We start from the raw sequence: 1,098 nt of genomic DNA, 5'->3' as shown, positions 1-1,098 counted from the left end.
AGCACGCTGACAATGCCGATGACCACCACGATGTGGGTGGCCAGGCCCGCGCCGGCAGCTCCGGCCACGATTGCAAATGTCGTCACGGCACCGTCGACGGCGCCGAACACCGCGTCCCTGAGGTACAGGACGCCGGGCGGCCTCGGTTTCCCAACTGCACGTTCCATCGCTCATACCTCTGGGCCTGTAGTGCACCGCACATTCGACATACACAAAACGCTTCCGCGACCGGCATGCCGTCCGCCAATAGGCGCTCCCAAGGTTGATACAACGCGCCCGGTGCCGCTTTGACACAAATCAACTACAAGACCCGTAGGTGCATTCAGCGTCAGATTCGGGAAAGGCGCAATGTAGGAAGCTCTTTAGGACCGATCCCCGCACCCGCTGGCGAGCGATCACAAAAATGCAGGGAGGCTTGACCGAGTACCATGCGCAGGGGGATCATCTGCACTTTGAGGGGGATGCCGGTTTGTCTGGTCCGTTTAGCCTGCGATGCAGCGATTGTGCCATCAGGACCCGCGCGGTCTGCGCAAAATGCACGCCGCCGGAACTAGCCAGGCTCGAAGACACGAAGTTTTACCGTCACTACGAGCCAGGGCAGAACATCGTATGGGAGGGTGATCGGCTGAGCTTCATCGGATCGGTCATCTCCGGGGTCGCAACCCTGTCTCGCACACTCCAGAACGGTAGCCAGCACATCGTGGGGATACTGATGCCCTCCGATTTCATTGGCCGCCCCGGGCGCGATCAGGCGCTGTATGACATCACCGCTGCCAGCGCCGTGACCTTGTGCTGTTTCAAGAGGCGCCCTTTTGAACTCCTGATGCAGGAGATGCCGCATATTTCTGAGCGGCTGCTGGAGATGACGCTCGATGAGCTCGATGCCGCCCGCTGCTGGATGAGCATTCTGGGGCGGGCATCGGCGCAGTCGCGGGTCGCGAGCTTTATCGATACCGTAGCCCGGCGGGAAGCCGCTCTGGCCGACCAGCCTCCGTCGCCAGGTGCATTACAGCGTCTGGAACTCCCCCTGACGCGTCAGGCCATTGGCGACCATCTCGGCCTGACGCTGGAAACCGTGAGCCGGCAGATCGGCGCGCT

2 protein-coding genes are annotated in these 1,098 nt (G+C 61.8%); one reads left to right on the top strand and one right to left on the bottom strand.

Annotation, left to right across the window (positions count from 1 at the left end):
* Window positions 1–167: VIT1/CCC1 transporter family protein (locus ACXYMW_RS19730; RefSeq protein WP_459037038.1), on the bottom strand; the 167-nt coding region annotated here is incomplete at its 3' end.
* A gap of 248 nt (window positions 168–415) precedes the next feature.
* On the opposite strand from ACXYMW_RS19730, the gene fnrL reads away from it, so the two are divergent.
* A partial coding sequence (gene fnrL, locus ACXYMW_RS19725; RefSeq protein ID WP_459037037.1) for a transcriptional regulator FnrL occupies window positions 416–1,098 on the top strand: 683 nt, incomplete at its 3' end.

The organism is Roseivivax sp. CAU 1761, assembly GCF_054482755.1.
The sequence above is the reverse complement of the archived record's forward strand: the minus strand, read 5'-3'. Positions and strand labels throughout refer to the sequence as shown.